Source organism: Terrabacter sp. NPDC000476, assembly GCF_040300125.1.
In the GTDB taxonomy this organism is placed as follows: Bacteria; Actinomycetota; Actinomycetes; order Actinomycetales; family Dermatophilaceae; genus Terrabacter.
The window spans coordinates 335693-362290 of record NZ_JBEPDF010000003.1 but is presented as its reverse complement, the minus strand read 5'-3'; the positions used below and the strand labels follow the sequence as shown (position 1 = coordinate 362290).

Here is a 26598-nt window from a genome sequence, read left to right as displayed (position 1 = left end):
GGAACCCTCGGGGGGCCCAGATCGCCTGTCGTTCGGGCGAATCCCGCGCAGACCGGTCGGCGGGGTGCGAGCGGTCGGTCAGCGGGGGGCGTGGAAGCGCTGCTGGGCGTCGAGCAGACCGACGTCGACGAGCGCCTCGACGGCGTCCGCGCCCTCGTCGAGCAGGAAGGGGAGCACGTCGGCGCGCTCGGCCTTGGAGAAGTCCTTGAGCACGAAGTCGGCGGGGTCCTGGCGACCCGGCGGCCGGCCGATGCCGAGGCGCACCCGGAGGTAGTCACGGGTGCCGATCGAGCGGGAGACCGACCGCAGGCCGTTGTGGCCGCCCTCGCCCCCGCCCAGCTTGAGCCGCACGAGGCCCGCGTCGATGTCGAGCTCGTCGTGCAGCACGATGACGCGCTCCGCCGGCACGTCGTAGTACTTCGAGAGGCCGGCGACCGCGGAGCCGGACTCGTTCATGTAGAGCGAGGGCACCGCGAGCACGACCTTGGGGCCGCCGACCCGCAGGCGGGTCTCGGCGACCCGGGCGCGGGCGGCCTTGTGCGCCTTGAACGACGCGCGTCCACCGAGGGCACGGCCCGCGAGCTCGTCGACGGCCATGGCGCCGACGTTGTGCCGGTTGCCGGCATACCCCGGCCCCGGGTTGCCGAGCCCGATGACGAGCCAGGTGTCCATGGGGAGTCCGATCGGTGGGAGGTGTCGGTGGTCGGCCGGCGCAGGAGGGCCGGAGCGGGCACGGGCCCCGCCGAGCCGGAGCTCGGGCGGGACCCGTGGACGCAGGAGGTGGCGCGGGGCGCCACCGCCGAGGTGGTGCGACGGCTCAGGCGTCGTCGCCCTCGGCCTTGGCCTCGTCGCCCTCGGACTCGCCCTCGGCGGCCTCCTCGTCGGACTCGTCGCGCTCGATGCCGGCCTCGGCCTCGGCCTCGGCGAGCTCGGCCTCGAGCTCCTCGGCGGAGATGGCCTGCGTCACGTTGACGACCAGGGCCTCCTCGTCGGTGACGAGGGTCGCGCCCTGCGGCAGCTCGACGGCGCCGGCGAGGATCTGGGTGCCGGCCGTCAGGCCCTCGACCGAGACGACGACGTTTTCGGGGATGTCCGTGGCGAGCGCCTCGACCTGGAGGGTGTTGTTGTCGAGCGTGACGACCGTCTCGGGAGCGGCCTCGCCCTCGAGGTGCACGGCGACGTCGACGACGACCTTCTCGCCCTTGCGGACGACGACGAGGTCGACGTGGTCGATGACCGGCTTGATCGCGTCGCGCTGCACGTCCTTGGCGAGCGCGAGCTGCTCCTTGCCGTCGATGACGATCGTCAGCAGGGCGTTGGCCTGCTTCAGGGCCATCATCGTGTCGTGGCCGGGGAGCGAGATGTGCACGGGCTCGGTGCCGTGGCCGTACATGACGGCGGGGATGTTGCCGGCGCGGCGGATCTTGCGGGCGGCGCCCTTGCCGAAGTCGGTGCGCTTCTCGGCGACGAGCGTGGTGTTGTCGGACACGGGATCTCCTGGGATCGAAGAGGGTGAGGCGGTCGGTGGCGGCCTCGACGCGGGACACCGCACGGGTGTCGGCAGGAGTGGTCCGGGTGACCAGGGGATCCGCGCGCAGAGGCGGACCCGTCGGCGAAGATCTCCGCCGTCGGTCCACCGCGTCGATCACGGACCCCGTCACGTCCACCGAAGCGGCCGTGCACCGTCCCTCGCCGAGGCAACTGCTCGATCTTACGCGACGAGCACCCGGCGGGTGAAATCGCGCGGGCCTGCGGCGACGGAGCCCGCCCGCGCCGCCCACCACGCCGCCCGCCGTGCAGCCCACCGCGCCGCCCATGGTGCCGCCTGCTGCACCACCGACGCCGCCACCTACCCCGACGTCTGCTCCGCCACCGGCAGCGCCTCGGGCCCCGGCAGCACGCGGGACTCGTCGGCCCGCACCGCGACCAGGCCCGCCACGATGAGCGCGCCCCCGGCGAGCTGCACCGGGGTCGGCAGCTCGGCGAGGACGAGCCAGGCGAAGACGACGGCGAAGAGCACCTCCGTGAGGGCGACGAACGAGGCCACCTTGGCCCCGAGCAGCCGCACGGCCGCGATGCCCGTGACGTAGGCGAAGGCCGCAGCGACGAGCGCGATGACGAGCAGGGGCACCCACCAGGGCACGACGTGCCCGCCGAGCGGCACCTGCGCGGCGCCCCGCGACATCTGCAGCACCCCCAGGCCCGCGGCCAGCCAGAGCGAGACGGCGCCGACGACGAGCCCGCCGCCGGCGAGGGCGAGCGGAGGCACGTCCTCGCCGACGTGCTCGGCGAGGAGGAAGTAGAGCACGAGGCACACCGCGGCCGCGAGGCCCCAGAGCACCCCGACGAGGCTGACGCTCGCGCCGCCGACGACGTCGAGCACGAGGAAGAGCCCGACGAGGGCGAGCACGACCCCGGCCACCGTGAGCCGCCGCGGGGGCCGTCGGTGGCGCAGCCACAGCCAGCCGACGATGAGCACCGGGGCGAGGTACTCGAGCAGCAGCGCCACCCCGACCGACAGGTGCGTCACCGCGTTGAAGTAGGCGAGCTGGCAGCCCGCGACCCCGGTGAGCCCGTAGCCGACCACCACCCACGCGCGGCGCCGCAGCGCGGCCCACCGACCCCGCAGCGACCAGAGGGCCGGCACGAGCAGCACGAGGGCGGCGACGGTGATCCGCAGCGTCACGACGAGGCCGGGCGACCACGCGCCGACGAGCAGCGCCTTGCCGAACGCCCCCGAGGTGGCGAAGGCCGCGGCCGACACGAGCGCGACGCCGAGACCGACGAGCGGGTGCCGCCGCGGGCGAAGGCTCGGCGCAGCCGCCGGCCCGCCCAGGGCCGCGCTTGTCCCCGCGCCCGTCCCCGTGCTCGTGCTCGTGCCCCCGGGGGCACCCCCCGGCCGCACGTCCTGACCCACCGGCTCACCCATCCGCTCCACCACCCTGCCGGGCGCACTGTCAGCACCCATCACGACTTAGACTCCTGACGGTAGCGACCGTCCGAGTCAGGAGTCAACGTGCTTTTCACCCATGACACCGATCTCGCGCTGGCCGGCGCCGCCGCCCTCGTCAACACGTTGCCCGGCTCCCTCCCCGGCGACCACGACCCCGACACGCTGACGACGCCCGACGACCTCGCCCGGCTCTTCACCGAGCACGGGTGGACCGGGCGCTTCGACCGCGACCCGGCCGAGCTCGAGGCCGTGCGGGCCCTGCGGCCACGCCTGCGGAGGCTCTGGGAGCTCGACGAGCACGGCGTCGTCGAGCTCGTCAACCGGCTGCTGGCCGAGTCCCGCGCCGTGCCGCAGCTCGTCGACCACGACGGGGTCGGCTGGCACGTGCACGCGACCGCGCCCGACGCGCCCCTCGCGACCCGGATGGCCGTCGAGGCGGCCATCGCCGTCATCGACGTCGTGCGCGCCGGGGAGCTGCGCCGCCTGCGCCTCTGCGAGGCGGACGACTGCGACGACGTCGTCGTCGACCTGTCGCGCAACCGCTCGCGCCGGTTCTGCGACGGCGGCTGCGCGGCGCGCGCCCACACGGCCGCCTACCGCGAGCGCACCCGGAGGGCCTCGACGCGGGTATGACCCTCCCGTGACTCGACGGTGGCTCTTCGCCGACCAGCTCGGACCGCACTTCTCCCCCGCGGGCGAGCGGCGCGAGGGGGTGCTGCTCGTCGAGAGCCGTGCGGCCCTCGGCCGTCGTCGCTACCACCGCCAGAAGCTGCACCTCGTGCTCTCGGCGCTGCGGCACCGCGCCGCGGAGCTCGGCGACTCCGCCGTGCTGCTGCGCACCGACACCTACGGCGAGGCCCTCGCCGAGCTCGGTGAGCCCGTCCGCGTGCACGAGCCGACGTCGTACGCCGCCGACGCCTTCGTGCGCCGCCGGCTCGAGACGGGAGAGGTCGAGGGCATCGACCCCACGCCGGGCTACAGCCTCCCCCGGGCCGAGTTCGCGCAGTGGGCGGGCTCGCGACGCCGGCTGCGCATGGACGACTTCTACCGCTTCCAGCGCCAGCGTCTCGACCTGCTCGTCGAGGGCGAGCACCCGGTGGGCGGGCGCTGGTCGTTCGACGACGAGAACCGCGAGCCACCGCCGAAGGGCGCGGCGACGCTCGAGGTGCCCCCGGCATACGCCCCCCGGGAGAGCGACGTCGACGCCGAGGTGCGCGACGACCTCGACCGCTGGACCCGCGACGAGGGGCTCGAGACCGTCGGGGAGGACGGGCCGCGGCTCTTCGCGGTGACCCGGCGCGAGGCGCTCGCCGCGCTGGAGCGGTTCGTCACGCACCGCCTCGGCGCCTTCGGGCCGCACGAGGACGCGATGCTGCGCGGCGACTGGGCGATGGCGCACAGCCTGCTCTCGGTGCCGCTCAACCTCGGGCTGCTGAGCCCGGTCGAGGTGGCCGAGCGTGCCGTGCGGGCCCTGCACGACGGCGACGCGCCGCTCGCATCGGTCGAGGGTTTCGTGCGCCAGGTGATCGGCTGGCGCGAGTACGTCTGGCACACCTACTGGCACTTCGGCCCGGCCTACCGGCGGCGCAACGGCCTGGGCGCCGACGCGCCCCTGCCCGCGTGGTTCGACGACCTCGACGGCGACCGGGTCGACGCCGCGTGCCTCTCGGACGTGCTCGCCGGCGTGCGTGACCGCGGCTGGGTGCACCACATCCCGCGCCTCATGGTGCTCGGCAACTGGGCCGCCCAGCGCGGCTACCAGCCCGAGGCGCTCACCGAGTGGTTCCAGACCCGCTTCGTCGACGGCTACGACTGGGTCATGCCGCCCAACGTCGTCGGGATGAGCCAGCACGCCGACGGCGGCGCCATGACGACCAAGCCCTATGTCTCCGGCGGGGCGTACATCGACCGGATGAGCGACTACTGCGGCGGCTGTCGGTACGACCCGAAGAAGCGGGTCGGCGACGACGCCTGCCCCTTCACCGCCGGCTACTGGGCCTACCTCGACCGCAACGCCGGGCGGCTCGAGGGCAACCACCGGATGGCGCGCCCGCTGCAGGGCCGCCACCGGCTCGCCGACCTCGAGCAGCTGGTCGAGCAGGAACGGGCCCGCGGCGACGACCCGCCGTGACGCCGGCCGTGACGCCGGCCGTGGGGTCGGCCCCCTGCCCGGGCGTCAGGCCTTGCCGTCGAAGAGGCTCGTGACCGAGCCGTCCTCGAAGACCTCACGTATCGCCATGGACACGAGCGGCGCGATGGAGAGCACCTCGAGCTTGTCGAAGCGGCGGTCGTCGGGGATGGGCAGCGTGTTGGTGACGATGACCTCCTCGACGCGGCAGGCCTTGAGCCGGTCGACGGCCGGGCCGGAGAGGATGGCGTGCGTGGCCGCGATGATGACGGCGGCGGCCCCCTGCTCCATGAGCGCGTCCGCGGCCTTCGTGATGGTGCCCGCGGTGTCGATCATGTCGTCGACGAGCACGCAGACGCGGCCCTTGATCTCGCCCACGACGCGGTTGGCGACGACCTCGTTGGGCCGGTTGATGTCGCGCGTCTTGTGGATGAAGGCGAGCGGGGCGCCGCCGAGGCGCGAGCTCCAGTCCTCGGCGACCTTGATCCGGCCCGCGTCGGGCGAGACGACCGCGAGGTCGAGGTGGCCGTACTTCTGCCCGACGTAGTCGGCGAGGATCGGCATCGCCATGAGGTGGTCGACGGGGCCGTCGAAGAAGCCCTGGATCTGCGCCGTGTGCAGGTCGATGGCCATGAGCCGGTCGGCGCCGGCCGTCTTGAAGAGGTCGGCCATGAGTCGCGCCGAGATCGGCTCGCGGCCGCGGTGCTTCTTGTCCTGGCGGGCGTAGCCGTAGAACGGCAGCACCACCGTGATGCGCTTGGCCGAGGCGCGCTTCAGCGCGTCGATCATGATGAGCTGCTCCATGATCCACTCGTTGATCGGCGCGGTGTGGCTCTGGATGACGAAGGCGTCCGAGCCGCGCACCGACTCCTCGTAGCGCACGTAGATCTCGCCGTTGGCGAAGTCGTAGGCGCTCGTGGGGACGAGGTCGGTGCCGAGCGAAGCGGCGACCTCTTGCGCGAGCTGCGGGTGGGCCCGGCCGGAGAAGACCATGAGGTGCTTCTCGGTCGTCTTGTTGATGCCGCTCATCGCTGGGCGTCCTTCGTCTCGGAGGTCGCGGCCTGCGCCGCCTCGTCGGTCTTCGTGCCGGCGCGTCGGCGCGCGACCCACCCGTCGATGTTGCGCTGCTGGGCGCGGGTCACCGCGAGCTGGCCGGGAGCCACGTCGCCGACGACCGCCGAGCCGGCCGCGACGTAGGCGCCGTCGGCGATGGTGCGCGGCGCGACGATGACCGAGTTGCTGCCGACGAAGCTGTGCGCCCCGACGTTCGTGTGGCCCTTGGTGACGCCGTCGTAGTTGGCGAAGATCGTGCCCGCCCCGATGTTCGCGCCCGCGCCGATCGTGGCGTCGCCGCAGTAGGTCAGGTGCGGCACCTTGGCGCCCTCGCCGATGTCGGCGTTCTTCGTCTCGACGAAGCCGCCGATCTTGCCCCGCGCGCCGAGGCGCGTGCCGGGACGCAGGTAGGAGAACGGTCCGACGGTGGCCTCCGCGCCGATGACGGCGAGCTCGGCCTGGGTGCGCACGACGCTCGCGCCGTCGCCGACCTCGACGTCGGTGAGGGTGGTGTCGGGCCCGATGACGCAGTCGCGCCCGATCGTGCTCGCCCCGAGGAGCTGGGTGCCGGGGCGCACGACGGTGTCGGGCCCGATCGTCACGTCGGCGTCGATCCACGTCGTCGCGGGGTCGATGACGATGGCGCCCTCGCGCATGGCGGCCTCGACGGTGCGCCGGTTGAGCTCGGCGCCGAGGCGCGCGAGCTGCACCTTGTCGTTGACGCCCTCGGTCTGCCACAGGTCGGCGACGAGGTGCGCGCGCACCGCGAGCCCGCGACCGCGGGCGATGGCGATGACGTCGGTGAGGTACTTCTCGCCCTGCGCGTTGTCGGTGCCCACCTCGGCAAGCGCCTCGCGCAGGACCGCGGCGTCGAACGCGTACAGCCCGCTGTTGACCTCGCGGATGGCGCGCTGGGACTCGTCGGCGTCCTTCTGCTCGACGATGGCGACGACGGCGCCCTGCTCGTCGCGCACGACGCGGCCGTAGCCGGTGGGGTCGGCGAGCGTCGCGGTGATGACGGTGACCGCGTTCTCCTCGCCCTCGTGCGCGGCGACGAGCCCGTGCAGGGTCTCGGTCGTCAGCAGCGGCACGTCGCCGTACGTGACGACGACGGTGCCCGCGAGGTCGGCCGGCAGCACCTCGAGGGCGCACTCGACGGCGCGCCCCGTGCCCTTGACGTCGTCCTGGTCGGCGACGAGCGCCTCCGGGTCGACCTGCGCGACGTGCGCGGCCACCCGGTCGCGCTCGTGCCGCACGACGACGGCGAGGTGCTGCGGGCGGGTGCCCCGGGCGGCCCGGATCGCGTGGCCCACGAGACTGCGGCCGCCGATCGTGTGCAGGACCTTGGGGGTCGTGGACTTCATGCGTGTGCCCTCACCGGCGGCGAGGACGATCACGGCGGTCGGCCGTCGATCGCTCACGGGGTGCAGCTCCTTTTCGGATCGGGGTGCACTCGGGTGCGTACGACCCCGGCCCGCACGGGCGCCGGGGTGCGCCGCAGCCATGCTACTCGCGGCCGGGGGCGCCGCTTCGCCGCCCGTGGGGCGACCGTGACCCCGCTCACAGCGCAGGCCCCCGAGGCCGTATGCCGGGAGCTCACGACCGCTCCCGCCCGCGGCCCCGACACGGCGGGCGCCGGTGGCCGGTGGCCGGTCGCGGCGAGCGAGCTCCCCGGGCAGGAGTCGAACCTGCGTCGCTTGTCCTGATTCAAAGTCAGGCGGGCCCTACCGGCAGACCAACCGGGGATCGTCGTCGGACGGGTCACAGGGTAGTGCAGCCGACCGGCGTGGCCGAACGGCGACCGAAGGCGTCGACGGGCGGCGTCGACGGGCGGGCGGGAGCCTCTACGGGAGACCTCAGGGCGACGGGGTCGCGGCGGGGTCGGTGGACGTGCCGGTGGGCTCGGCCGTGACCTCGGTCGTCGGGCTCGCGTCCGAGGCCACCACGGTCGTCTCGGTCGTCGAGGAGGTCGTCGTGGTCGTCTCGCTGGACGTGGCGCTCGACGTCGTCGTGGACGACGAGCTGGACGACGTGCTGGACGACCCGCCGGTGCCCGACGCGCCGGACGTCAGGTCCGGCACCGTCTCCACGGTCGAGTCGGTGGACGCGGGGTCGGGGCTGGTCCGGGACGAGGAGCCGGAGGAGGTCGGGTCCACGTCCGTGGCCGGGTCGGTCGACACGGGGTCGGCCACGGAGCCGTCCGAGACGGTCGTGGAGGGCTCCGTCGGCTGCGGGTCGGCGGGCTGCGGATCGACCGGCTGCGGGTCCACCGGCTGCGGGTCCACCGGCTGCGGATCCACCGGCTGCGGATCCACCGGCTGCGGATCCACCGGCTGCGGATCCACCGGCTGCGGATCCACCGGCTGCGGATCCACCGGCTGCGGCTCGGGGGTGGTGACCGGGACGTCCGGCGTGGTGCCTCCGGAGGTGGGGCCGGCGTCCGTGCCCGTGGTCGAGCCCGTCGCGGCGCCGGCCGCCGGGCCGATGTCGGTGGCGCCCGATCCTGTTGACGCCCCGAGCTGCACCGGCACGACGGCGGGCGAGCCACCGGGCACCGGGAGCACGAGGTCCTGCGCAAGGGACGACGCCGTCGAGTTCGCGGTCGCCGACGAGGACAGCCCGGAGAGACCGGCTGCGGCAACCGCCCCACCCGGCTGCCCCGAGCCGGCGTCGACCCCGAGCTGCGCCCCGACGGTCTGCACCGTGGGCACGGGCGGCTGCTGCGCGGCCGTCGCGGGGGCGGCCGAGACGCCCAGTCCCATGACGAGTCCGGCCACGGCGGTCGCGAGCGGCGGGCCGAGCGCCGTGCCGGCGAGCAGGGCCGACCCGCCGGCCGCGGCGGCCACGGGCACCGCGGCTGCGAGGGGCGCGGCGGCTGCCACCACGAGCGGCGCACCGACGACGGAGACGCCGACCGCACCGGCGGCGGCACCACCGGCCGAGGCGCCCACGGCGGTCGCCGTCGACACTCCGGCGGCGGCGGCCGACGCGCCCGCGGTGGCCCCGAGGGCCGTGGCACCGGCGGCCGATGCGCCGGCTGCGGACGCACCCGCGACCGTCGCGCCACCCGCCGAGACGGCGGCGGTCGCGCAGACGGGTGCGGCGGTCGCGACCGTCGCCGTGGTGACCGTGGTCGCCACGGACGTGGCCGCGCTCGCCGTCGTCGCGGTCGCCGTCGTCACTCCGGCCGTGGCCGCGGTGGTGGCCGAGGCTGCGGTCGTGGCGGTCGTGGCGGTCGTGGCGGTGGCCGTGGTCGCGGTCGTGGCGGTGGCCGTGGTCGCGGTCGTCACGGTCGCCGTGGTGCCGACGGCGGTGCCGGTGCCGGCGGCCGAGGACGTGAGTCCCGGCGCGGCCGAGGAGCCGAGGAGGCCGGCCAGCGAGCCGTGGCCCATGGCGGCGGCGGTGCCGGCGACGAGGACGAGCGGGCTCGTGAACCCGCGGAAACCGTCGTGCACCCGGACGAGGTCGGCCGCGAGGCGCGCATCGGCCGCGCACGTCTCGAGGTGCGCCACGGCGCGCAGCTGCTGGCGGGCCGTGAGCCGGCCGCGGACGTAGCCACTGAGGTGGTCGAGCACCCAGCGGCATTCCGGGCCGGCACAGGTGTGCGGCCGGCGCTGCAGCCAGACGTCGAGGTAGGCGGTGCGGAGCGCGTCGCGCGCCCGCATGGCCCGCGCGCTCACGACGTTGGCCGAGACCCCGAGCTCGGGTGCGACGGCACGCGGTGCGGCACCTTCGACCATGGTGCGCCAGAGCAGGTCCTGGTCGCTCTCGGGCAGCCCGAGGAAGGCCTCGCGCACGATCTCGGCGTCGATGCCCAGCTCGCCGACGGTCACCGCCTCGGGGCCGGGCTGGCTGCCGGGCAGCAGGTCGAGGTCCTCGGTCGTGGTGGGCAGCACGGTGATCGCGCCGCGCACGGCGTCGACCCCGATCGAGCGCACGGCCGAGACGAAGTAGGCCCGGAAGTTCTCGGTGGGTCCCTGGCCCTGGCGCACGAGCCGCAGCACCCGCGCGGAGGCCTCGGCCACGAGGTCCTCGGCCGACACGCGTCCACGGAACCGGGACGCAGCGGCGTACGCGGCCGGCAGGTGGCGGTGCCAGAGTGCGGCGAACGCGACGTCGTCGCCGTCACGGGCCCGGTCGAGCAGCCCGGCGTCGCTCATCCCGTCGAGCCCGGGATCGTGAGCCTCCTCGGCGGCCATCTGCGCGAGGTGCTCGAGGTGTCCTGCGGGCTCGATGTGGACGGGCTCGATCGGCGCGCGAGGCGCTGGAGACTGAGCAGACACCGCTGGCCCTCCCGGGTGGCATGGGATCCCAGTGTGCGCCAGCGAGGGGCTCGGTGGGGCCTGAATCGCGCACTCGCTCTCGCGGTCGCAGGACGCACCGGGTGCGCCGCCCCGTGGACGGGGTGAAGAGGTCGGCCGCGGCAACCTCCCCAGGTACTCGCCGCGACCGACCCCGCTCTCGGTTCCGTGCCCCTCGTGTCCCCCAGACCGAGCGGCAGAACCGGATCCCCCCAACACGACGTAGACGAGCGGGGAGCCGTTTCATGACGGGATTCCGCAGATCGATCGAGACGGATCCGGCAGGGCGGGGCGGCGGCTGCACGTCGGCGCACCCGCGCCCGGCAGAATGGCGGCGTGACCGCTGACCGCGCCGACCGTTCCGACCGTTCCCGACCCCGGGCCCGCATGACGGGACCGGAGCGGCGCGAGCAGCTCATCGACGTGGGGCGCAAGCTTTTCGCGGACAAGGGTTTCGAGGCCACCACGGTCGAGGAGGTGGCCTCGCGGGCGAACGTCAGCAAGCCGGTGGTCTACGAGCACTTCGGCGGCAAGGAGGGCCTCTACGCCGTCGTGGTCGACCGCGAGATCCAGGCCCTGCTCGGCGGGATATCGGCCGCGCTCGAGGAGCCGGAGGGCGCGCGGGTCATGCTCGAGCGGGCCACGCTGGCGCTGCTCGACTACATCGAGAGCGACCCCGCTGGCTTTCGCATCCTCGTGCGCGACTCCCCGCCGGGGCAGGCGACCGGGTCGTTCGCCAGCGTGCTCGGCGACGTTGCCGGCCAGGTCGAGCACCTGCTCGCGGCGGAGTTCAAGCAGCGGGGCATCGACCCGAAGTCGGCCCCCATCCACGCGCAGATGCTCGTCGGCATGGTGGCGCTCACCGGCCAGTGGTGGCTCGACCGGCGCAAGTTCAAGAAGGACCAGGTCGCGGCGCACCTGGTCAACCTCGCCTGGAACGGCCTCTCCGGCCTCGACCGGTCACCGCGACTCGTCACCGTGCCTCGCTCGTGAGCGGGCCGGCTGGCAGGTTTCGTCCTTCCACTTGATCCCCTCCACGAAACCACGCGGAAGGACGAAACCTGGCGACAGCACCGGCGCCGGACGACGAGCAGCCACTCCCTCCCCTGACCAAGCGGGAGACTGCCCACGCACCGACCGTCGATGACGTGCCATGACCTATTTCATGACACTTTTTCCCAGAACGGGGGGAATTGCCGGAAATCCGATGACTATTTTTTCCGGGACCGCACTCAGCCGGGCATCCGGGCCATGGCGAAGGTCCGTGTGAACGGGAAGAGCACCCCGAATCCACGCCGAGGATAGGCCATCTCGAGCGCCTGCTCGTACTCGGACAGGAAGTTCTCCCGTTCCGCCCCGTCGAGGACCCCGAGGACGGGCCGCAGACCCGTCCCGCGCACCCACTCGAGCACCGGGTGCGGCCCGTCCGGGTCGGCCGCCAGCACGTGCTGGTAGGTCGTCTGCCACACGTCGACGTGCGGCGTCCGCTCGAGGAGCAGGGCGGCATACGTCTCCGGCCGCGCCACCGCCTGCGCCCGGTCGAGGCCCGGCGCGAGGTCCGCGGCGCGGGGGTGGCGGGCGGCGACCTCGCGCATCAGCCGGTGCGAGGGCGCGTCGAAGTTCGCGGGCACCTGCAGGGCGAAGGTGCCGCCCGGGGCGAGGGCGGCGAGCCAGGTCGGCACGAGGCGCAGGTGGCTCGGCACCCACTGGAGCGTCGCATTCGTGACGAGCACGTCGATGCCGTCGGGTCCGGCGGGCCCGGTCGCACCGGCGGACGTGGGGTCCCAGTCCTCGGCGGCTGCCTGCTCCCACCGCACCCGTCCCCCGGCGTCGAGGGCCCGGGCCCGCTCGAGCATCTGCGGTGAGCTGTCGACGCCGACGACCCGGGCGCCCGGCCACCGCTCTGCGAGGCCCAGGGTCAGCTCGCCGGGGCCGCAGCCGAGGTCGACGACGAGGCCCGGACGCTCGGCCTCGACGCGTGCGAGCAGGTCGGCGAAGGGACGGCCGCGCGGGCCTGCGAACACGGCATACTGCCTCGGGTCCCACGCCGCGTCGGACGGCCGGCCGGGGGTGGCGGTGGGGGGTGGTGCGTCGCTCATGTGGGCCTCGCTTTCATTCGATGTCAAGACTCTTGACGGCGACTACAGTTGCCGTATGACCGCGCCCCGCCCACCGGCCGACGACGTCGACGCCATCGTCGCGGCCTGGCGCCGTGAGCGGCCCGACCTCGACGTGTCGCCGCTCGAGGTGCTCTCGCGGGTCTCGCGCCTCGCCCGCCGCCTCGACCTCGCGCGCGGCTCGGCCTTCTCGGTGCACCAGCTCGAGGGCTGGGCGTTCGACGTGCTGTCGGCGCTGCGCCGGGCCGGTGAGCCCTACGAGCTCTCCCCCGGCCAGCTCGTGCAGCAGACGCTCGTCACCTCGGGCACGATGACGAACCGTGTCGACCGGCTCGTGCGCACCGGGCTCGTCGAGCGCCGACCCGACCCGGGTGACCGCCGCGGCGTGCTGGTGCGGCTCACCGCCGCCGGCCGCGACGTCGTCGACTCCGCGATGGCCGACCTCATCGAGCAGGAGAAGTCGCTGCTCTCGGAGCTCTCGCCGACCGAGCGGTCCGAGCTCGCGGCGCTGCTGCGCCGGATGCTCGCGCCGCTCGAGACCCGCCCCGACACCCGCGCGGAGGCCCGGTCCGACGCCCGCCCCGACGCCCGCCCCGACGCCCGCCCCGACGCCACGACGGGCTGAGCGCCGGCGGCGACCCAGGCGGGCCGTCACGCGGTCGCGGCCTGCTGGAACTCGAGCCGGTTGCCCACCGGGTCGTGGGTGTGGAAGCGGCGCAGCCCCGGGATCGCGTCGTCCCAGGCCACCGGGGCCCCGGCCGCCTCGACCGCGCGCGCGAGCGCCTCGACGTCGGTGACCGCGATGCCCGGGTGCGCCTTGCGGGCCGGGACGAAGCCCTCCTCGATGCCGACGTGCAGCTCCGCCGCGCCGGCCCGGAACCACGCGCCACCCCGGGCCGCCAGCCGCTCGGGCTTGGCGACCTCGACCATGCCGAGGACGCCGACGTAGAAGCCGCGCATGGCCTCCTCGCAGCCCGCGGGACCGGACACCTGGACGTGGTGCAGCGACATCTCCATGCCCGCCAAAGTATCTCGACATCAAGATACTTTCAAGGCCCACCCCAGGCAACACACCGAGCAGGTCGCAACTCACCGGGATCGGATGCCGGTGGGTTGCGACCTGCTCGGTGTGTTGCGGGGAGAGGGTCAGGGTCAGCCGACGAGCTCGGCGGCCTCGAGCCACTCCAGCTCGAGCTCCTCGCGCTCGGCGAGGACGGCCTGCAGCTTCGCGCTGAGGTCGGCCAGGGCTGCAGGGTCGGTGGCCTGCTCCGCCATCTCGCCGTGCAGGCGCTCCTCCCGGTCGGCCAGCCGGGAGAGCTGCTTCTCGATCCGCGCCATCGCCTTGCGCGCCTCGCGCAGCTGGGCCGGGTTCACGACCTTCCGGGCCGGTGCGCCCTCCGGCGTGCCGGCCGTGCGCCCGGCACCACCGCTCGGGGCCGTGGCCGACGACGCAGCGGCGCCCTTCGCGCTCGTGGCGCTCGTGGCGTGGGCCGCCCGCAACCGGAGGTACTCCTCGACCCCGCCCGGCAGCTCGCGCACCTTGCCGTCGCCGAGCAGCGCCAGCTGCTTGTCGGCCACGCGCTCGAGCAGGTAGCGGTCGTGCGAGACGACGACGAGCGTGCCGGCCCAGCCGTCGAGCACGTCCTCGAGGGAGGTGAGGGTCTCGATGTCGAGGTCGTTGGTCGGCTCGTCGAGGATGAGCACGTTCGGCTCGGTCAGCAGCAGCCGCGTCAGCTGCAGCCGCCGGCGCTCGCCACCGCTGAGGTCGCCGACGCGCGACTGCTGCCGGCCGCCCGGGAAGCCGAGCCGGGTCGCCAGCTGGCCGGCGCTGATCTCCTTGTCGCCCAGCATGGTCCACTGCTTGACGTCCTCGATGGCCTCTATGACGCGCCACTGCTCGAACCGCTCCAGCTCGCGGACCTCCTGCGTCAGGTGGGCGATCGCGACGGTCTTGCCGATCTTGCGCCGGCCGCCGTCGAGCGCGACGTCACCGGTGAGCGCGCGCAGCAGCGTGGACTTGCCGGCGCCGTTGACGCCGATGATGCCGACGCGCTCGCCCGGCGCGAGGCGCCACGTCACGTGGTCGAGCAGGCGCCGCTCGTGCGGCGGCTCCCCGACGCTCACGGTGACGTCCTCGAGGTCGAGCACGTCCTTGCCGAGCCGCCGGCTGGCGAACGACGCGAGCTCGACGCTGTTGCGCGGGGCCGGCTCGTCGGCGATGAGCGCGTTCGCCGCGTCGATGCGGAACTTCGGCTTGCTCGTGCGGGCGGGCGCACCGCGCCGGAGCCACGCGAGCTCCTTGCGCATGAGGTTGGAGCGACGGTCGGCGACGACGCCGGCGAGGCGGTCGCGCTCGGCCTTGGCGAGGACGTAGGCGGCATACCCACCCTCGAAGGCGTTGACCGCACCGCCCTCGACCTCCCACGTGTTCGTCGCGTAGGCGTCGAGGAACCACCGGTCGTGGGTGATCGCGACGGTGGCGTTGCCGGGGCGCGGCCGCTTCGTCGCGAGGTGGTCGGCGAGCCAGGCCACGCCCTCGACGTCGAGGTGGTTGGTCGGCTCGTCGAGGAGCAGCAGCTCGGGGTCGGCCACGAGCAGGCGGGCCAGGGCGAGTCGTCGGCGCTCGCCACCGGACTTGGGCCCGACGAGGCTGTCGAGACCGCCCACGTTCTCGGCCGCGATGCCGCCGAGCAGTCCGGTGAGGACGTCGCGGATGCGGGGGTCACCGGCCCACACGTGCTCCGGCAGGTCGCCGAGGACGGCCTCGCGGATCGTCCAGCCGGGGTCGAGCGCGTCGTCCTGGGCGAGCATGCCGATGCGGATGCCGTCGTCGCCGCCCTGCTTCGTGATGCGGCCGGAGTCGGCCTCCTGCAGGCCCGCCATGACGCGCAGCAGGGTGGACTTGCCGCCACCGTTGACGCCGACGACACCGATGCGGTCGCCCGTGAGCACGCCGAGGCTGACGTCGTCGAGGACGCTGGAGGTGCCGAAGACGAGCGACACGCGCTCGAGGGAGATCAGGTTTGCCATCGCTGACCGACCCTACGGCCTGCGCGGGGCGCCGACCGAATCGCGCTCGGCGACGTCGCAGGGCCGGTGCCGCGTCAGTCGCGCGGGGCGGGGACGACCTGGGCGCCGTGGACCGGGCCCTTGGCGCGGCGCAGGTCGCGGCAGAGGTCCGACGCGGCGAGCGAGACGGAGAGGTCGAGGGAGGCCTCGTGACTCTCGGTGAGGAACGCGACGGTCGGTCCCGAGCCCGAGACCACGCCACCGAGAGCGCCGAACTCCACCCCGGCGTCGCGCAGCTCGCGCAGCTGCGGTCGCAGCGAGAACGCGGCGGGCTCGAGGTCGTTGTGCAGGGCGGCGCCGAGCGCCGCCGGCTCCCCCGAGCGCAGCGCGGCCATGAGCTCGGGGCTGACCTGCGGCTCGGGCACGTCGACGCCGTCACGCTCGCGCAGGCGGTCGCACTCGGCATACACCTGGGGCGTCGACAGGCCGGTGTCGCTGATCGCGAAGACCCAGTGGAAGGTGCCGCGCGCGAGCACGGGCGCCAGCTGCTCGCCGCGGCCGGAGCCCATCGCGTTGCCGCCGGCGAGCGAGAACGGGACGTCGCTGCCGAGGGCCGCGGCGAGCTCGGCCAGCTCGTCGCGGTCGAGGCCGAGCCCCCAGAGGTGGTCGCACGCGAGGAGGGTGGCCGCGGCGTCGGCCGAGCCCCCCGCCATGCCGCCCGCCACGGGGATGTCCTTGTCGATGCGGATCGAGACCCGCTCGTCGACCTGCCAACGGTCGGCGACGAGGCGCGCGGCCCGCACGGCGAGGTTGTCGCCGTCGAGCGGGATGCGCTCGGCGTAGGGGCCGGCCGCGACGACCTCCCAGTCGTCCCAGCGTGCGACGGAAACCTCGTCGTGGAGCGACACGGCCTGGTAGACGGTCGCGAGCGCGTGGTAGCCGTCGGGCCGACGGGGACCCACGCGCAGCTCGAGGTTGACCTTGGCCGGGACCCGGACGGTCACGGCACCGGGCAGCGTCGGAGCGACAGTCATGCGCCCACCCTAGGGGCCGGGAACCGGCGACCGGGTCTCGCGACCCCGCCGTCGTGCGCGGGGCGGCGTGTCCGCCTCCCCCTCGGGACGGGCCTCCGCGATGCGGGCGAAGGCCGCGACGTCGAGCTGCTCGCCGCGCGTCAGCGGGTCGATGCCGGCCGCGACGAGGGCCGCCTCGGCCCGGTCGGGCGAGCCGGCCCACGACGCGAGCGCCCCGCGCAGGGCCTTGCGGCGCTGGAGGAACGCGGCGTCGATGCAGCCGAAGACGTCCTCGCGCGAGGCCGTCGTCTCGGGCGGCGTGCGCCGACGCAGCGACACGAGGCCGGAGTCGACGTTCGGCGCCGGCCAGAAGACGTTGCGTCCGACCCGTCCCGCGAGCTCGACGTCGGCGTACCACGCCGCCTTGACGCTCGGCACGCCGTAGGTCTTGCTGCCCGGGCGCGCCGCGAGGCGCTCGGCGACCTCGAGCTGGACCATGACGAGGACCCGCTCGATCGACGGGAAGTGCTGCAGGAACGAGAGCACGACCGGCACGGAGATGTTGTACGGGAGGTTGGCCACGAGCGCCGTCGGGTCGGGCCCGGGCAGCTTCGTCACGGTGAGGGCGTCGGCCGCGACGAGGCGCAGCTTCGCCGCGTTCTCGGGCTGGAGCGAGCGCACGGTCTCCTCGAGCGCCCCGGCCAGCCGGGGGTCGACCTCGACGGCCGTCACGTGCCGCACGACGGGCAGCAGTGCGAGCGTCAGCGACCCGAGGCCGGGGCCCACCTCGACGACGACGTCGTCGGGGCCGACGCCGGCCACGCGCACGATCTTGCGCACCGTGTTGGCGTCGACGACGAAGTTCTGCCCCCACTGCTTGGTCGGGCGCACCTCGAGCCGCTCGGCGAGCTCGCGCACCTGCGCCGCGCCGAGCAGCGCGGCGTCGTCGGCCTGCGGCGCGGGGTCCTTCTTCGACATGCGTTCACCCTATGGCCCAGGCGCCGACGAGCCGCCGTATGCCGTCCCCGCCGTCCCGCGCGCGAGCGCGGCCCGCGACGAGGGAGCGGGGCGCGGCACACGCGAACGGCCCCCGACCGAGAGGGTCGGGGGCCGGGCTCGCAGCGGGGTGCCGGGCGGTCAGCCGCAGCTCCACTGCGACGTGCCGTTGTCGGCGTAGAGCCGGTTGGCCACGGTGATCTGCTGCTCGCGCGAGGCGAGGTCGGCGCGGGGGGCGAACTCGCCGCCGCCGTAGCCGAGCCACGTCGAGGTGAGGAACTGCAGGCCGCCGTAGTAGCCGTTGCCCGTGTTGATGTGCCAGTTCCCCGTCGACTCGCACTGGGCGATGGAGTCCCACATGGCGGCGCGGGCGAGGTTGAGGCCACCACCCGAGCTGGAGCCGCCCGAGCTGCGGCTGCTCGAGCTGCTCGAGCTGCTCGAGCTGGTCGCCTTCGGCGCGGGGCGGTCCTTGGTGCCGACGAGCAGCACACGCTCGACCGGGGCCTTGGTGACCTTGGAGGAGATCGTCTTGCTCGCCACGGCCTTGCCGTCGACGAACGTGGTGCGCACGACCGTGGTGCGCGAGCCGGCCTTGCCGTCGCGCGAGACGCGGGTCTGGTCGGTGTAGAGGTCGCCGGTCTTCTTCTTCGTCGTGCCGTAGCCGATCGTGGCGGTCTTCGTCACGTCCTTGGTGCGCACGCGCTGGACGACGACCGTCTGGCCGGTGCGCAGTGGCGTCGAGAGGGCCGGGGTCACCTTGTCGGTGGAGCCGACGCGCACACCGAGCTGCGTCAGGGCCTCGCCGACCGAGGCGGCAGCGACGGTCTTGGCCGTCTTCTTGCCGTCGTGGGCCACCGTGACCGCCTTGGGGGTGACGACCGAGAGGGTCAGTCCCTGGCGGCCGATCGTCTTGGAACGCGACGTCGAGAGGCGCGCACCCTCGCCGCGCACGCCGAGGGCGAGCAGGGCGCCGTCGACCGTGGTCTCGGTCGTGCGGATCTGGCGGGTCTTGCCGTCGACCGTGAGGGTCAGCGTGCGGGCGTAGCGGACGGTGACCGTGTCGCCGTCCTGGACGGGCTGGTCGACCGCGGGAACGACGACGTCGCCGGGGCGGACGTCGACGTGCTGGCTCTGCAGGACGTCACCGACCGTGCTGCCGAAGACGTGGGCGGCCGTGGTCGTGCCGTCCACCGAGACGGTGACCGACTTGTCGAGCTGGGCGGCGCCGACGGCTCCACCGGTGAGGACGAGGGCTGCGCCGGCGGCGGCCACGATCTTGGCGTTGCGAGAAATCAAGACACTCCGAACGTCGAACGATCCGGGTGCGACGCGCTCTCGACGGGGTCTCCTCGCTCCGTCGGGAGGAGGTCGATGCGGGGTGGCAACCGGCCAACAGTCGTCCACAGTGACCGATGGTCAACAGAAGGTCAAATTTCGGTAACGGCGACCGGTGTCGCTGGACGCGCCCATTTGGGGTGCGCTATGCGGTTTGTCCGCTTCGCGGACCACCCCACGGGCCGTACACCCGCTCGCTGTTCTCGGACACCGCGCGGCAGAGCGTCGGCACGTCGACGGTGAGCACGCCGGCCATGGCGCGGAGGGTGGCCGGCACGAGGTAGGACGCGTTCGTCGCACCCCGGTAGGGGGCCGGCGCGAGGTAGGGCGCGTCGGTCTCGACGAGCAGCTGGTGGAGCGGCACGGCGGTCAGCGCGTCGCGCAGGCCGCGGGCGTTCTTGAAGGTCACGGTGCCGGCGAAGCTGAGGTGGTAGCCACGCTCGACGCACTCGCGGGCCATCGCGAGGTCGCCGGAGAAGCAGTGCAGCACGGTGCGCTCCGGCGCCCCCTCCTCGTCGAGGATGCGCAGCACGTCGGCGTGAGCGTCACGGTCGTGGATCTGCAGCGCCTTGCCGAGCCGCTTGGCGAGGTCGATGTGCCAGCGGAAGCCGTCCTGCTGGACGGCGACCCCCTCGGGACCGGTCCGGTAGTAGTCGAGGCCCGTCTCGCCGATGACGCGCACCCGCTCGTGGGCCGCCCCGCGCTCGACCTCCGCGTAGGCCTCGTCGAGCCGCCCCTCGGCGTGGAGCCGGGGAACTTCGTTGGGGTGCAGGGCGATTCCGCCCAGCAGCTCGGGGTGCTCGTCGATCGCGGCGAGGGTGAAGCGAATGCCGTCGAGGTCGCAGCCGACCTGCACGAGCCGGCTGACCCCGACCGCCGCGGCCCGCTCGATCGCGTCGGCCACGGCGAACGGCTCGTCGCCCTCACGGGTGATGTCGAGGTGGACGTGGTTGTCGACGACGTCGACCGGCAGCCGGTCGGGCAGCTCCTCCGGCAGGCCGCGCGGCCCGGAACCCTTCTGGCTCATGCGTCCTCGGGCGCGGCGCCGCCGAGGCGGGCGCGCTCGTCCTCGACGACCTGGTCCGGGTCGAGCTTGACGAAGACGCCGGAGGGCTTGGCGATCGGCGTGCCGACGACGACCGGGCGCGACTCCCAGCGCGGCGTGCCCGAGTACTCACCGGTGATGACCGGGTAGCTGCGGGTGTCGTCGTCGAGGTCGCGCACGACCTCGAGGCGCGGCATGGGCATGAACTCGCCCTCGCCGCCGAGCACCGCGTGCACGCGGTTGGCGGCGTGCGGCAGGAACGGCGAGATGAGCGTGTTGATGTCCGAGACGGCCTGGGCCAGCGTGTGCAGCACCGTGGCGAGCCGCTCACGCTGGTCGTCCCCCTTGAGCTTGAAGGGCTCGGTGCGGCTCACGTACGCGTTGGCCTCCCCCACGACGCGCATGACCTCCGCGAGCGCGGCCTTCTGGCGGTGCCGCTCGAGCGACGCGCCGACCGTCGCGAAGGCACCCCGCACGGTGGTGAGCAGCTCCTCGTCGACGGCCTCGACGGCATACGGCTGCGGGATCTCGCCGAAGCTCTTGGCGATCATGGCCGCCGTGCGGTTGACGAGGTTGCCCCAGCCGGCGACGAGCTCGCTGTTGTTGCGCTGCACGAACTCGGCCCAGCTGAAGTCGGCGTCCTGGTTCTCGGGGCCGGCCGCGCAGATGAAGTAGCGGATCGGGTCGGCGCCGTAGCGCGCGACGATGTCCTGCACGTAGATGACGTGCTTGCGGCTCGTGCTGAACTGCCTGCCCTCGAGGGTGAGGAACTCGCTGGCGACGACCTCGGTCGGCAGGTTGAGCGCGCCGAGCTCGCCCGGCTGCCCACCCTTGTCGCCCCGGCCGGAGTAGGCCAGCAGCTCGGCGGGCCAGATCTGGCTGTGGAAGGTGATGTTGTCCTTGCCCTGGAAGTAGTACGACACGGCCGACGGGTCGTTCCACCACTCGCGCCAGCGCTCGGCGTCGCCGACGCGGCGGGCCCACTCGATCGAGGCCGAGAGGTAGCCGATGACCGCGTCGAACCACACGTAGAGGCGCTTGCTCGGGTTGTCCTCCCAGCCCTCGAGGGGGACGGGGATGCCCCAGTCGATGTCGCGCGTCATGGCCCGGGGGCGCACGTCCTTGAGGAGGTTCTTGCTGAACTTGATGACGTTCGGGCGCCACGTGCCCGAGGCCTCGCGCCCGTCGAGCCACGTCCCGAGGGCGGCGGCGAGCGCGGGGAGGTCGAGGAAGAAGTGCTGGGTCTCGATGAACTCCGGCGTCTCGCCGTTGATCTTGCTGCGCGGGTCGATGAGCTCGTCGGCGTCGAGCTGGTTGCCGCAGTTGTCGCACTGGTCGCCGCGGGCCTCGGGGAAGCTGCAGATCGGGCAGGTGCCCTCGATGTAGCGGTCGGGCAGGGTGCGCCCGGTCGACGGGCTGATCGCGCCGCGCGTCGTCTGCTCGACCATGTAGCCGTTGGCGTGCACCTGGCGGAACATCTCCTGCACGACGGCGTAGTGGTTGCGCGTCGTCGTGCGCGTGAAGAGGTCGTAGGAGAGGCCGAGGTCGGTGAGGTCCTGGGCGATGACGGCGTTGTACTTGTCGACGAGCTCCTGCGGCGTCAGGCCCTCCTCCTCGGCGAGCACGAGGATCGGCGTGCCGTGCTCGTCGGTGCCGCTCACCATGAGCACGTCGTGGCCCGCCATCCGCATGTACCTGCTGAAGACGTCGGAGGGCACACCGAAACCGGCGACGTGGCCGATGTGGCGCGGGCCGTTGGTGTACGGCCAGGCGACGGCAGACAGGACGTGACTCATGCCGTGAATCCTAGGCGCGCCGCGGTCGTCGCCGCCGCGGGGGCGAGGGACACCCGTGTGGGCCGCTGCGCCGGCGCCCCGCGGACGCGCGCCGGCGCCGACCCGTCGGGCGGGTCGGCGCCGGCGTCGAACGTGCTCCGCGTCAGCCGAGCTTGGCCTCGAGGCTGATCGGCACGGCCTTGAGGGCCTGGCTCACGGGGCAGTTCGCCTTGGCGTCCTCGGCCGCCTTCTGGAAGTCCTCGGCGGAGAGGCCCGGCACGTCGGCGACGACGGAGAGCTTGATCTCGGTGATGCCCGTGCCGGGCACGAAGGTCACGTCGGCCGTCGTGTCGAGGGTCGTCGGCGGGGTGCCGGCCTGGGCGAGGCCGTTCGACAGCGCCATCGAGTAGCACGACGAGTGCGCGGCCGCGATGAGCTCCTCGGGGCTCGTCTTGCCGTTCGAGGACTCGGCGCGCGAGGGCCAGTTGACGTCGTACGTGCCGATGCCGGAGCTCTCGAGGCTGACCTGGCCGGATCCTTCGAAGAGCGAACCCTCCCAGTGCGTGCTGGCGGTGCGCGTGGTGCCCATGCTGTGCTCCTTCGCTGTGCTGTCGACGCGGCCGGACGGTCGCCGGCCCGCGGAAGGTGAACGACGCCGCCCTCGCCGGGTGTTCCCGCGGCGCGGGCGGCGTTCCATCCCGCAAGACGCGAGCCGGTCCGCGCCCCGCCCCGGGAGGAGGACGGCCGGGTCAGCGGGCCGCGAGCGAGGCGTCGTAGAGCGCCTTCTTCGACAGCCCGGTGCGCGCCGCGACGTCGGCGGCGACGTCCTTGAGCCGCTCCCCCGCGTCGACCCGCTGCCGGATGCCGGCGACGGCGTCGTCGATGGAGGGCACCACGCGCTCCGCCCCCGCCACGACGACGGTGATCTCGCCCTTGACGCCGCCCTCGGCCCAGCCGACGAGCTCGGCGAGGCTGCCGCGGCGCACCTCCTCGTAGGTCTTGGTCAGCTCGCGGCACACGGCGGCCCGGCGCTCGGGACCGAACGCGTCCCGCATCGCGGCGAGCGTCTCCGCCAGGCGGTGGGGCGCCTCGAAGAAGACGATGGTGCGTCGCTCGTCCGCCACCTCCGCCAGCACGCGGGCGCGCTCACCCGGCTTGCGGGGCAGGAAGCCGTCGAAGCAGAAGCGGTCGACGGGCAGCCCCGAGACCGCGAGGGCCATGAGGACGGCGCTCGGCCCGGGCACGCACGTCACCCGGACGCCGGCCTCGACCGCGGCGGCGACGAGGCGGTACCCCGGGTCGGACACGGACGGCATACCGGCGTCGGTGACGACGACGACGCGCTCCCCCGCGACGAGGCGGGCGACGAGGTCGGGGGTGCGGGCGGCCTCGTTGTGCTCGTGGTAGCTGACGACCGAGCCCGCCGGGGTCACGCCGAGCTCGGTGAGCAGCCGGCGCAGTCGCCGGGTGTCCTCGGCGGCCACGACGTCGGCGGTCGCGAGCTCCTCGGCGAGCCGGGGCGCGGCGTCGCGCGGGTCGCCGATCGGGGTGGCCGCGAGGACGAGGGTGCCGGTGCTCATGGCCTCATCCTCGCAGTGCGGGCACCACACCTTCACCCGAGCGGGGTGAGCCGGGCCGGGGCCGCGGCGCGGGATCGTGGGGACGCCCGCAGCGACAGCCGGTACCTCGAGGGGGCCGGCACGACGCCCCGAGCGCCCGCCGTCGTCTCGCGGCCGTGTCCCGATGATGGGACAGGAAACGCATTCGAAACCTCTTCGCGGTACGACTGGTGCATGACGACTCAGGGCGAGGCCACCACCGCGCAGCTCCTCGAGGCCGACCGGCGCGAGCCGAACGTCGCGACGTTCGCCTCCGGCGTCTCCTCGGCGTCGCAGCACGCGGCGCTCCGGGCCTCCGTGCGCCAGCTCGGCGCGCTGCTCGGCGAGGCCCTCGAACGGCACGAGGGGGCCGAGCTGCTCACCCTCGTCGAGAAGGTGCGCGCGCTCGCCCGCGAGCCCGAGGACGACGAGCTGCGGGCGCTGCTCGAGGGCGTCGACGCGCGCACCGCGGTCGTGCTCGCGCGGGCCTTCACGGCATACTTCCAGCTCGTCAACGTCACCGAGCAGCTGCACCGGTGGCAGGAGCTCAGCGCGGTCGAGCAGACCCCGCTCGCCGCGACGGTCGGGCGCATCGGCGACGCGCTGGAGGAGGGCACCCTCGAGCGCGACGAGCTCGACGACGTGCTCGCGCGGCTGGAGTACCGGCCGGTCTTCACGGCCCACCCGACCGAGGCGACCCGGCGCACCGTGCTCAACCTGCTGCGCCGCATCGCCGTCACCGTCGACGAGCTCGAGGACCCCCGCCGTCCGGCCTCCGACGGCCCGCGCGCGGAGCGGCGCCTCGCCGAGCTCGTCGACATGCTGTGGCAGACCGACGAGTTGCGCATCGTGCGGCCCGAGCCCACCGACGAGGCCCGCACCGCGCTGCACACCCTGCGCTTCCTCGCCGACCAGGTGGTGCCCGACCTGCTCGCCGAGCTCGACCGCACCCTCGAGGGCATCGGGGTCACCCTGCCGACGTCGGCGCGGCCGCTGCGCTTCGGCGCGTGGGCCGGCGGCGACCGCGACGGCAACCCCAACGTCACGCCCGCCGTCACCCTCGAGGTCATCGGCATGCAGCACGACGCCGGCCTCGCGGAGCTCGTCGAGAAGCTCGACCACATGCTCCACGAGCTCTCGTCGTCGACCCGGTTCATCGAGGTGACCGACGCGATGCGCGAGAGCCTCGAGCGCGACGCGGCCGCGCTGCCGGTGACGTATGCCGCCGTGCGCCGTCTCAACGCCGAGGAGCCCTACCGCCTCAAGCTCAGCTTCATCCGGGTGCGCCTGCTGCGCACCCGCGACCGCCTCAACCACGGCACGGCCCACGAGCCCGGCCGCGACTACGCGAGCTTCGACGAGCTGCTCGCCGACCTCGTGCTCATCCGCGACTCGATGATCGCCGGCGGCGACCGGCTGACCGCCGACGGCGCGATCCTGCGACTCGTCCGGTCCGTCGTCGCGACGGGCACCGGCCTGGCCACGCTCGACATCCGCGAGCACAGCGCCAAGCACCACGCCGCGCTCGGGGAGCTCTACGACCGCATCGGCGAGCTGCCGACGCCCTACGCGGAGCTCGACGTTCCCGAGCGGATCGCCTTGCTGTCGAAGGAGATGGCAGCGCGACGACCGCTGACGGGCGTCGCGGTCCACGGTGCGCCCGACGTGGGCGAGGCCGCCACCGCGTCGCTCTCCCTCCTCGGCGCCATCGGCCGGGCGCTCGACACCTACGGGCCCGAGGCGATCGAGACCTACATCGTGTCGATGACCCACGACGTCGACGACCTCTTCGCCGTCGTCGTCCTCGCCCGCGAGGCCGGGCTCGTCACCTTCGGCACCGAGACGACGGAGGCCACGGCGCGCATCGGCTTCGCCCCGCTCTTCGAGACGGTGGCCGAGCTCGAGGCCGCCGGCCCGCTCCTCGAGGCGCTGCTCTCCGACCCGTCCTACCGCCGCATCGTCGCGGCGCGCGGCGACGTGCAGGAGATCATGCTCGGCTACTCCGACTCGTCGAAGGACGCGGGAATCGCCGCGTCGCAGTGGCAGATCCACCGGGCCCAGCGCGCGCTGCGCGACATCGCGCGGGCCCACGGGGTCGTGCTCCGGCTCTTCCACGGTCGCGGTGGCTCGGTCGGCCGGGGCGGCGGCCCCACCGGCGAGGCCATCCTCTCCCAGCCCTACGGCAGCCTCGACGGCCCGATCAAGATCACCGAGCAGGGCGAGGTCATCAGCGACAAGTACACGCTGCCGGGCCTGGCCCGGTTCAATCTCGAGGTCGCGCTCGCCGCGGTGCTCGAGGCGTCGGTGCTGCACCGGAGGTCGTTGCTGCCCAAGGACGTCCTCGACGGCTGGAACGGCACGATGGACCTCGTCGCCGGCCGCGGCCAGGACGCCTACCGCTCGCTCGTGCGCGACCCGAGCCTCGTGCCGTTCTTCGTCTCGGCGACGCCCGTCGACGAGCTCGGCAAGATGAACATCGGCTCGCGCCCGTCGAAGCGGCCGGGCGGCGAGGGCGGCCTCGACGACCTGCGCGCGATCCCGTGGGTCTTCGGCTGGACGCAGTCGCGGATCATCCTGCCTGGCTGGTTCGGCGTGGGCTCGGGCCTCGCGGCCGCCCGCGAGGACGGGCGCGAGAAGACGCTGCGCGAGATGTACGGCTCGTGGGCGTTCTTCCGCACCTTCCTGTCGAACGTGCAGATGACGCTCGCCAAGTCCGACCTCGACATCGCCGCGGGCTACGTGCGCGCCCTCGTGCCCGACGACGTCTCCGGGCTGTTCGACACGATCCGCGAGGAGCACGCCCGCACCGTCGAGGAGGTGCTGCGGGTGACCGGCCAGAAGGAGCTGCTCGAGTCGGCGCCCGTGCTGCGGCGCACCCTCGACCTGCGTGACAGCTACCTGGCCCCGCTCCACGCGCTGCAGACCTCGCTGCTCGCGCGGTCGCGCGCCGTGCCCGACGACGTCGAGCCCGACCCCGAGGTGCAGCGCGCGCTCCTGCTGACGATCAACGGCATCGCGGCCGGCCTGCGCAACACCGGCTGAGCCGGCCCGCCCCCGCCGACCCGCGACTGCGCCAACTCCGCCAGGGCGCAGTTCGCGGGGCGATCCGGGGCCCGACGACCACGCCAACTCCGCCAAGGCGCAGTTCGCAGGCTGATCCGGGGCCCACGACGACGCCAACCCCGCCAAGGCGCAGTTCCCGGGCCGATCCGGAGCCCGACGACCAAGCCAGCCCCGCCAAGGCGCAGTTTCCGGCCGAACCTAGACCCCACGAC

Annotated in this window: 21 protein-coding genes and 1 tRNA gene; 5 read left to right on the top strand and 17 right to left on the bottom strand. The window is 73.8% G+C overall.

Annotation, left to right across the window (positions count from 1 at the left end; genetic code table 11):
• Positions 1-78 precede the first annotated feature (78 nt).
• From pth to ABT295_RS17690, 3 genes are all read right to left on the bottom strand, one after another.
• Positions 79-672 (bottom strand): aminoacyl-tRNA hydrolase, encoded by a 594-nt coding sequence (pth, locus tag ABT295_RS17700; RefSeq protein ID WP_352395711.1) that lies wholly within the window; start codon positions 670-672, stop codon positions 79-81.
• A gap of 145 nt (positions 673-817) precedes the next feature.
• The gene (locus tag ABT295_RS17695; RefSeq protein WP_352395710.1) at positions 818-1489 is read right to left on the bottom strand and encodes a 50S ribosomal protein L25/general stress protein Ctc; all 672 of its coding nucleotides are present in this window, start codon (positions 1487-1489) and stop codon (positions 818-820) included.
• Between the two features lie 360 nt (positions 1490-1849).
• Positions 1850-2968: an EamA family transporter gene (locus ABT295_RS17690; RefSeq protein WP_352395709.1), complete on the bottom strand. Its 1119-nt coding sequence runs from the start codon at positions 2966-2968 to the stop codon at positions 1850-1852.
• A gap of 48 nt (positions 2969-3016) precedes the next feature.
• Between ABT295_RS17690 and ABT295_RS17685 the strand changes: the two genes are divergently transcribed.
• Positions 3017-3586: a CGNR zinc finger domain-containing protein gene (locus ABT295_RS17685; protein WP_352395708.1), complete on the top strand. Its 570-nt coding sequence runs from the start codon at positions 3017-3019 to the stop codon at positions 3584-3586.
• A gap of 7 nt (positions 3587-3593) precedes the next feature.
• Positions 3594-5084 (top strand): cryptochrome/photolyase family protein, encoded by a 1491-nt coding sequence (locus ABT295_RS17680; RefSeq protein WP_352395707.1) that lies wholly within the window; start codon positions 3594-3596, stop codon positions 5082-5084.
• Between the two features lie 45 nt (positions 5085-5129).
• Here the strand turns inward: ABT295_RS17680 and ABT295_RS17675 are convergent, their stop codons facing one another.
• The 4 genes from ABT295_RS17675 to ABT295_RS17660 form a co-directional block, all read right to left on the bottom strand.
• Complete coding sequence (locus ABT295_RS17675; RefSeq protein WP_352395706.1) at positions 5130-6110, bottom strand: ribose-phosphate diphosphokinase; 981 nt, start codon at positions 6108-6110, stop codon at positions 5130-5132.
• Positions 6107-7555 (bottom strand): bifunctional UDP-N-acetylglucosamine diphosphorylase/glucosamine-1-phosphate N-acetyltransferase GlmU, encoded by a 1449-nt coding sequence (glmU, locus tag ABT295_RS17670; protein WP_352395705.1) that lies wholly within the window; start codon positions 7553-7555, stop codon positions 6107-6109. The genes ABT295_RS17675 and glmU overlap by 4 nt, the downstream gene beginning before the upstream one ends.
• Positions 7556-7801: 246 nt before the next feature.
• A tRNA-Gln gene (locus ABT295_RS17665) sits at positions 7802-7880 on the bottom strand.
• 110 nt (positions 7881-7990) lie between these two features.
• Positions 7991-10417, bottom strand: a complete 2427-nt coding sequence (locus ABT295_RS17660; protein WP_352395704.1) for a sigma-70 family RNA polymerase sigma factor — start codon at positions 10415-10417, stop codon at positions 7991-7993.
• Between the two features lie 405 nt (positions 10418-10822).
• Here ABT295_RS17660 and ABT295_RS17655 point away from each other — a divergent pair, with 405 nt between their 5' ends.
• Positions 10823-11428: a TetR/AcrR family transcriptional regulator gene (locus ABT295_RS17655; protein ID WP_352395943.1), complete on the top strand. Its 606-nt coding sequence runs from the start codon at positions 10823-10825 to the stop codon at positions 11426-11428.
• A gap of 239 nt (positions 11429-11667) precedes the next feature.
• On the opposite strand, the gene ABT295_RS17650 is transcribed toward ABT295_RS17655, so the two are convergent.
• Positions 11668-12534 (bottom strand): methyltransferase domain-containing protein, encoded by an 867-nt coding sequence (locus ABT295_RS17650; protein ID WP_352395703.1) that lies wholly within the window; start codon positions 12532-12534, stop codon positions 11668-11670.
• Positions 12535-12589: 55 nt separating this feature from the next.
• On the opposite strand from ABT295_RS17650, the gene ABT295_RS17645 reads away from it, so the two are divergent.
• On the top strand, positions 12590-13177 hold the full coding sequence (locus ABT295_RS17645) for a MarR family winged helix-turn-helix transcriptional regulator (protein ID WP_352395702.1): 588 nt from the start codon (positions 12590-12592) through the stop codon (positions 13175-13177).
• A gap of 26 nt (positions 13178-13203) precedes the next feature.
• On the opposite strand, the gene ABT295_RS17640 is transcribed toward ABT295_RS17645, so the two are convergent.
• The 9 genes from ABT295_RS17640 to rsmI all read right to left on the bottom strand — a co-directional run bounded on the left by ABT295_RS17640 (position 13204) and on the right by rsmI (position 23305).
• Positions 13204-13569 carry a VOC family protein gene (locus ABT295_RS17640; protein WP_352395701.1) on the bottom strand — a complete coding sequence of 122 codons (366 nt, stop codon included), beginning with the start codon at positions 13567-13569 and terminating at the stop codon, positions 13204-13206.
• A 135-nt stretch (positions 13570-13704) separates the two neighbouring features.
• Positions 13705-15582 carry an ABC-F family ATP-binding cassette domain-containing protein gene (locus ABT295_RS17635; protein ID WP_352395700.1) on the bottom strand — a complete coding sequence of 626 codons (1878 nt, stop codon included), beginning with the start codon at positions 15580-15582 and terminating at the stop codon, positions 13705-13707.
• 74 nt (positions 15583-15656) lie between these two features.
• Complete coding sequence (locus tag ABT295_RS17630) at positions 15657-16595, bottom strand: 4-(cytidine 5'-diphospho)-2-C-methyl-D-erythritol kinase (RefSeq protein ID WP_352395699.1); 939 nt, start codon at positions 16593-16595, stop codon at positions 15657-15659.
• Between the two features lie 9 nt (positions 16596-16604).
• Positions 16605-17552 (bottom strand): 16S rRNA (adenine(1518)-N(6)/adenine(1519)-N(6))-dimethyltransferase RsmA, encoded by a 948-nt coding sequence (gene rsmA / locus ABT295_RS17625; RefSeq protein ID WP_352395698.1) that lies wholly within the window; start codon positions 17550-17552, stop codon positions 16605-16607.
• Between the two features lie 159 nt (positions 17553-17711).
• On the bottom strand, positions 17712-18866 hold the full coding sequence (locus ABT295_RS17620) for a resuscitation-promoting factor (RefSeq protein ID WP_352395697.1): 1155 nt from the start codon (positions 18864-18866) through the stop codon (positions 17712-17714).
• 184 nt (positions 18867-19050) lie between these two features.
• Positions 19051-19932, bottom strand: a complete 882-nt coding sequence (locus ABT295_RS17615) for a TatD family hydrolase (protein ID WP_352395696.1) — start codon at positions 19930-19932, stop codon at positions 19051-19053.
• Positions 19929-21746 (bottom strand): methionine--tRNA ligase, encoded by a 1818-nt coding sequence (gene metG / locus ABT295_RS17610; protein WP_352395695.1) that lies wholly within the window; start codon positions 21744-21746, stop codon positions 19929-19931. Before metG ends, ABT295_RS17615 begins: the two co-directional genes overlap by 4 nt.
• Positions 21747-21888: 142 nt before the next feature.
• The gene (locus ABT295_RS17605) at positions 21889-22314 is read right to left on the bottom strand and encodes an OsmC family protein (RefSeq protein ID WP_352395694.1); all 426 of its coding nucleotides are present in this window, start codon (positions 22312-22314) and stop codon (positions 21889-21891) included.
• A 160-nt stretch (positions 22315-22474) separates the two neighbouring features.
• A complete protein-coding gene (gene rsmI / locus ABT295_RS17600; protein WP_352395693.1) occupies positions 22475-23305 on the bottom strand; it encodes a 16S rRNA (cytidine(1402)-2'-O)-methyltransferase in 831 nt (276 codons plus the stop codon).
• A gap of 213 nt (positions 23306-23518) precedes the next feature.
• On the opposite strand from rsmI, the gene ppc reads away from it, so the two are divergent.
• Positions 23519-26365, top strand: a complete 2847-nt coding sequence (ppc, locus tag ABT295_RS17595; RefSeq protein WP_352395692.1) for a phosphoenolpyruvate carboxylase — start codon at positions 23519-23521, stop codon at positions 26363-26365.
• The last annotated feature ends 233 nt before the right edge of the window (positions 26366-26598 follow it).